Consider the following 6,591-nt stretch of genomic DNA (forward strand, 5'->3'; position numbering starts at 1 on the left):
AGTGATGTCGTGCGCTGTCCCCGCCGCCATGATCGCTTCCCACACGCCGCGACCATGGGCCGCCGGCACGTTGACCTCATAGCCTAGTTCACCGGTGAAGCTGACCCGGAACAGTCGCGCAGGCACGCCGCAGATGCGCCCTTCGCGGATCGCCATGTGCGGAAAGGCTTGCGCCGACAGGTCGATATCCTCGACCAGCCCGGCGAGCACCGCCCGCGCGCTGGGACCGTTGAGCGCGATCACAGACCATTGCTCGGTCGTGCTTGTCAGCCATAGCTTGAGGTCTGGCCATTCGGTCTGGAGATAATCCTCCATCATGGTGAGCACGCGCGCCGCGCCGCCGGTGGTGGTCGTCAGGTGAAAGCGGTCGGGCGCGAGCCGGGCGTTAACCCCGTCGTCGAGGATGAAACCATCCTCCTTCAGCAGCAGGCCATAGCGGCACCGCCCCGGCTCGAGCGCTTTCCAGGGATTGGTGTACATCCGGTTGAGGAACTCGGCGGCGTCTGGCCCGACGACCTCGATCTTGCCGAGCGTCGAGGCGTCGAAGATGCCGACCGAGGCACGCACTGCGCGGCATTCACGCCGGGTCGCCGCCAGCATATCTTCCCCGCCGACTGGGAAATAGCGCGCGCGGCGCCACTGGGCGACATTCTCGAACACCGCGCCGCGCTCGTCTGCCCAAGCGTCGATACTGGTCTTGCGCGTCGGCTGAAACAGCTCGCCCCGATGGTGCCCGGCGATCGCCCCGAAGCTCTGTGGTGTGTAGGGCGGGCGAAAGCTGGTCAGCCCCATCTCGTTCGCCGATTTCAGCAGCATTTCCGACGCGATGCCCATGCCGTTTATGTTCGACGTCTTTCCCTGGTCGGTGGCCATGCCATTGGTGGTGTAGCGCTTGACGTGCTCGATCGAGCGAAAGCCTTCGCGCACCGCTAGCCTGATGTCGCGCGCGCAGACGTCGTTCTGATAATCGACAAATGCCTTGATCCGCGCCGGGTCGCGGGTGGTGGGCAGCGCGGCCACGCTAATGCCGCTTCCCTGCGCCATCTCGCCGGCGCAGGCGCCCACGCTGACGCAGTTTTCGTTTGCGACATCGGGGACAAAGGCCCCCGAGTCGGCGCGCCACTTGATCGTGCCCTTGCTGTGCGACCACAAATGAATGCTCGGCGTCCAGCCGCCCGCCATCAGCACCGCGTCGCACTTCACGGTTCGGCTGCCCGCGGCCGTTCCCGCCGCGTCGAACGCCGTGACGTCCACCGACCTGACCGCCTTGCCGCCCGCGACTTCGGTCACCGCCGAGGATAGCATCACGACGATGCCAAGTGCCTCGGCCTTTGCCATCAATTCGGCGGCGACGCCCGCGCGGATATCGACGATCGCGGCAACCTTCACGCCGACTTCGACATGATCGAACGCGACCTGCCAGCCGCTGTCGTGACTGGCCATGACGAGCAGGCTCCGGCCGACCGCGACGCCGTAGCGGTGGAGCCAAGTCCGCGCCGCGCTCGCCAGCATCACGCCGGGCGTGTCGTTGCCGGCGAACACAAGCGGCCGCTCGATTGCGCCCTGTGCCAGGACCACTGCGGCGGCGCGGATCCGCCACAATTTCTCGCGCGGTCCCTCGCCATTGACCGGCCGATGATCGGTCAATCGCTCGACCGCGCCGATGAAATTGTCGTGATAATAGCCGAACGCGGTCGTCCGGCTGAGTATCCGCACATTCGGTGCGCTTTGAAGCGTCTTCACGCCCTGCTCGAGCCACGCCCACAGCGCCGGGTCGGACAAGGCGCCGCCGCCGATCTCGTTTTGCTCATCGATCAGGATCACGCGCTTGTCGCCGTTCGCCGCCTCGAGTGCCGCTTCGATTCCGGCCGGCCCCGCGCCGACGACCAGCAACTCGCAATGCGCAAAGGCCGCCGCATAATGATCGGGATCGAACTCGCGCGGCGGTTCACCCAGCCCGGCCATGCGCCGGATCGCGGGCTCGTAGAGCGCCTCCCACGCGCTGCGCGGCCACATGAAGGTCTTGTTGTAGAAACCCGCCGGGAACAGGAAACTCAAGCGATTGGTGAGCGAGCCCAGGTCGAACTGGAGGCTTGGCCAGCGATTCTGGCTGGTCGCCGTCAGCCCATCGTAAAGCTCGATCTGCGTCGCCAGCAGGTTGGGCGTGTGCCTCCCCGGTCCGCGATCGACCGAGACGAGCGCATTGGGTTCCTCCGAACCCGCCCCGACGAGCCCGCGCGGACGGTGGTATTTGAACGATCGCCCGAACAGCGTGACGCCATTCGCCAGCAACGCCGACGCCAGCGTATCGCCCGCAAAGCCCTGGTAAGCCTTGCCGTCGAACGTGAAGGCGACGGTCCGCCCGCGATCGACGCGGCTCGAAGCGGTGATCCGTGCCCCGCTCATCGCCGAGGCTCCCCGGCCTTGTAGCTCGCTTCGAACTTGTCGGTCACCGTGTCGCGGATCGCATTGAAGAAGCGCCCGCAGCCATGGACATGCCGCCAGCGTTCATGATGGCGGCCGCGCGGATTGGCCCGGATGAACAGAAAGGCTTCCCAATCGGCGTCGCTTTCCGCCGAGGGATCGAGCGCCCGCGCGACATGGGCCTGGCCGGCGTTGGCGAATTCGATCTCGGGTCGCGCTTCGTCGCAGTAAGGGCAGTGGATCAGGATCATCTCAATGCGCCACTGCGGCTGCGGCCGCTTCGTCGATCAGGCGGCCGCTGCGGAATCGATCGAGGTTGAACGGCGCGTTGATCCGGTGCGGTTCGTCCCTGGCCATGGTGTAGGCGAGCAAATCGCCCGCCCCCGGCGTCGCCTTGAACCCGCCGGTCCCCCAGCCGCAATTGACATAGAGTCCCGGCACCGGGGTCTTGCCGATGATCGGCGAGCGGTCGGGCGTCACGTCGACGATCCCGCCCCATGTCCGCAACATCCGCATCCGGCTGAAGATCGGGAAGATCTCGTTGATCGCGGCCAGCGTATGCTCGATGATGTGGAGCGCGCCGCGCTGCGAATAGCTGATATACTGGTCGGTTCCCGCGCCGATCACCAACTCGCCCTTGTCCGACTGGCTGATGTAGGCGTGGACCGTGTTCGACATCACGACGCACGGGAAGATCGGCTTGACCGGTTCGGACACCAGCGCCTGCAGCGGATAGCTTTCGAGCGGGAAGCTCAGCCCCGCCATCTGCATCAAGACGGAGGAATTGCCCGCCGCCGACACGCCGATCCGCCGCGCCTCGATCGGCCCGCGCGTCGTCTCGACCCCCGTCACCACACCGTCGGCACCGCGATGGATCGCCGTCACCGCGCAATTCTGGATGATGTCCACGCCCAGCGCCGCCGCCGCCCGCGCATAGCCCCACGCCACGCTGTCGTGCCGCGCCGTGCCGCCGCGCCGTTGCAGCGCCGCGCCGAGCACCGGGTGGCGCGCCCCGGGATCGATGCTGAGCGGCGGGCAATAGGCCTTTGCCTGAGCCGCGCTCAGCCACTCATTATCGACCCCGTTGAGCCGATTGGCATGGATGTGGCGCTTGATGCTTTGCACGTCGTGAACATTGTGCGCGAGCATCATCACGCCGCGCTTCGAATACATCACGTTATAGTTGAGCTCCTTGCTCAACCCGTCCCACAGTTCAACCGCATGATCGTAGAGAAAAGCGCTTTCGTCATAGAGATAGTTGGAGCGGATGATGGTCGTGTTACGGCCGGTGTTGCCGCCGCCGATCCAGCCCTTTTCGAGCACCGCCACGTTGCGAATGCCGTATTTTTTTGCGAGGTAATAGGCTGCTGCGAGTCCGTGTCCGCCGCCGCCGACGATGATCGCGTCATAGGCCGGCTTCGGCGCCGCGTCGGGCCATTGCTCGGGCCAGTCCTTGTGCGCGTTGAGCGACTTGGCGACGAGGTTGACGAAGCTGAACCGGGTCATGCGCGCGGCGCTGCGGGTGGCGCGTAAATCAACAGCGTGATCGCCCCGTTTTTGCTGCCCGTGCGGTGAAGTGCGCCGGGTGCTCGAACAATGAAGTCACCGGGACCGTAGCTTTTCTCGTCGTCGAAAAAATCGCCTTCAATGACGTAAATCTGTTCAATGTCGTCATGCGCGTGAAGCGTACCAAAGGGGGCCGGGTCGATCTTCATCAACAGCGTCCGATAGCCACGCGAATCGTCGATTAACGTTTGCGTGGAAACACCCGCTAGCGAATCGCTCGTCCAATTGGCACGCGCCCGGACTACCAGTGTTCCCTCGTCGGGCAGCCCAGTCATACCACCACCCCGTCGAGTGCGACCTGACTTTGCGTCACATAGAACTCCTTGAATTTCTCTACCAGCTTCTCTTCGGGCGCATACGGTCCCTGGCGATATCCGTCGGTGCGGATCCCTTGGTGGTTGAGCGCCGACAGATAGCCGTCCTGGCGATTGGTGGCGCGCCACACTGCAGTGAGCTTCTCGGGATCATAATCGACCCCCTCGACCGCATCCTCATGCACCAGCCAACTCGTCCGCAGCAGCGTCTTGTCCGCTGCAAGGGGGGTCAGCGAGAAGGTCACCACATGATCGCAGCAGAAATGGTGCCAGCTGTTCGGCTGCGTCCAGATCGACAGGCTCGACGTCTCGGGCTCTTCGAAGGGCCCGATCAGCTTGCGTGATGCGACCTTGCCGTCGATCGTCTGCGACACCGCGCCGTTCGCCAGCGGCAGCCGCGCGATTCGATGCCACCAGCCGTCGGGAAACTCGACCAGCTCATGATCGATACCGAGCCTTTTCCATTCGGCGCGCTTGGCGAGGAAATGCGCTTCCGCATCGGCCTCGGCGTTGCCGTCCTCGGGTAGCCCCTTGCCGAACCCGCCGTTGCCGAGACAGGCGAGCAGTTCGGGATGGTTCGCGTCGCAATGATAGCATTCGCGATTATTTTCCATCACTAGCTTCCAGTTGGCGTCCTCGATGAGGTCGTCCTGGACCGCGACTTTGCAATGTTCCAGGTCGAACATATCGATTTGGTCGGCGATGTCTTGCATGACCCGGTCGATCGGCGGCGGCGTGTCGCTCATGCAGATGAAGATCAGCCCGCCGACATTCTCGATCGCCACCGGGGTCAGGTGGATCGTCGACTTGTCGAAATCGGCGCCCATGTTGCGCGCTCCGAACAGCGACCCGTCTAGATTATAGGTCCACTGGTGATACGGGCAGATCAGCCTGGGCGACGAGCCGCGCTGCGCCTCGCACAGGCGGGAGCCGCGGTGCTGGCAGCTGTTGAAGAACGCCCGCACCGCGCCATCGCGGCCACGAATGACGATCACCGAATTGTTCGCCATTTCGAACAGGTACCAGTCGCCGGGCTTCCGGATGTGCGCGACTGTGCAGGCATAGAGCCAGACGCTGGGCAGCATGACCTGCGTGTCGAACGCAAACGCCTGCTCGCCGACGTAGAGGTCGCGCGGGAGGGTATAGCCCTCGCGGTCCTGACGGAGCAGCGCCGCGATCTGGCCGAATGGTCCGTTCATCCGCGCAGCCGTTCATTATCCGGATCGAACGGGGAGTCGGCGATGATCGTCGCCGCATGGTTGGTGCCGAGAATCGAGATTTCGAAGCTGGCCCCTACTTTCGCCAGCGCCGGAGGGACCATCGCGATTGCCAACGACTTGCCGGTCCGCCAGCCATAGCCGCCCGATGTCGCCCGGCCGACCAGTTCGCCGTTATGATAAATTGCTTCGGAGCCGCGCCCATCCGCATCGGTCACGTCATGGACCTCCATTGTGACAAGCTTCCACCGGTCGCCCGCTTCGCGCGCCAGGATCAGCGCGTCCCGCCCGTAAAACTGGTCCTTCTTCGCACCGATGAAACGGTCGAGCCCGCTCTCGTACGCCGAATATTCGATCGAGAGCTCGCGCGGGATCAGCTTGTAGCCCTTTTCCAGCCGCATCGAGTCCATCGCCCTAATCCCGAACGGCTTCAGCCCGAACTCGGCGCCCGCCTCGATCAGCTGGTCGAAGATATAATTCTGCATCTCGATCGGGTGATGGATTTCCCAGCCGAGTTCCCCGACGAAATTGACGCGAAGCGCCTCGACTGGCGCGATCCCCACGCTGATCGGCTTGCCCGTGAGCCACGGGAAGGCGGCGCTCGATAGGTCTGCGTCAGTGAGCTTGGCAAGAATATTGCGGGATCGCGGTCCGGCCAGCACCAGCACGCCGGTCGACGTGGTCAGTCGCTCAAACTCGACCGACCCGTCGCGCGGCATCGCCTTCCTGAGATAATCATGGTCGTGCCGTTCATAGGCACCCGCGGACACGAGGTAATAGCGTTCGGGTGCTTCCTTGTAGACGGTGAACTCGCTTTGCACCCCACCCCGGCTGGTCAGCAGGTAAGACAGGGTGACCCGTCCGACCTTCCTCGGCACGGCATTGGTCAACAGCCCATCCAGCCACGCCTCGGCGCCCGGCCCCGACAGGCGGCACTTGGCGAAGGCCGTCATGTCGAGCAGGCCGGCATTCGCCGTGACGTTGCGACACTCGTTGCCGACATGCTCGAAATAATTGGAGCGGCGGAACGACCATTTCTCCCGCACCGGCTCGCCCGCCACAGCGGGGTG

6 protein-coding genes are annotated in these 6,591 nt (G+C 64.3%); all 6 read right to left on the bottom strand.

Annotation, left to right across the window (positions count from 1 at the left end; genetic code table 11):
- A partial coding sequence (locus tag RMN84_RS10830) for a 2Fe-2S iron-sulfur cluster-binding protein (RefSeq protein WP_309612184.1) occupies positions 1 to 2,406 on the bottom strand: 2,406 nt, incomplete at its 3' end.
- Entirely contained in the window at positions 2,403 to 2,675 is a 273-nt protein-coding gene (locus RMN84_RS10835; RefSeq protein ID WP_309612185.1) for a sarcosine oxidase subunit delta, read from the bottom strand. The genes RMN84_RS10830 and RMN84_RS10835, both read right to left, overlap by 4 nt.
- A gap of 1 nt (position 2,676) precedes the next feature.
- Positions 2,677 to 3,930 carry a sarcosine oxidase subunit beta family protein gene (locus RMN84_RS10840; RefSeq protein WP_309612186.1) on the bottom strand — a complete coding sequence of 418 codons (1,254 nt, stop codon included), beginning with the start codon at positions 3,928 to 3,930 and terminating at the stop codon, positions 2,677 to 2,679.
- On the bottom strand, positions 3,927 to 4,265 hold the full coding sequence (locus tag RMN84_RS10845) for a cupin domain-containing protein (RefSeq protein ID WP_309612187.1): 339 nt from the start codon (positions 4,263 to 4,265) through the stop codon (positions 3,927 to 3,929). Before RMN84_RS10845 ends, RMN84_RS10840 begins: the two co-directional genes overlap by 4 nt.
- Positions 4,262 to 5,503 (bottom strand): aromatic ring-hydroxylating dioxygenase subunit alpha, encoded by a 1,242-nt coding sequence (locus tag RMN84_RS10850; protein WP_309612188.1) that lies wholly within the window; start codon positions 5,501 to 5,503, stop codon positions 4,262 to 4,264. The genes RMN84_RS10845 and RMN84_RS10850 overlap by 4 nt, the downstream gene beginning before the upstream one ends.
- Positions 5,500 to 6,591: aminomethyltransferase family protein (locus RMN84_RS10855; protein WP_309612189.1), on the bottom strand; the 1,092-nt coding region annotated here is incomplete at its 5' end. The genes RMN84_RS10855 and RMN84_RS10850, both read right to left, overlap by 4 nt.

The organism is Sphingomonas sp. (assembly GCF_031380695.1).
Lineage (GTDB): Bacteria > Pseudomonadota > Alphaproteobacteria > Sphingomonadales > Sphingomonadaceae > Sphingomicrobium.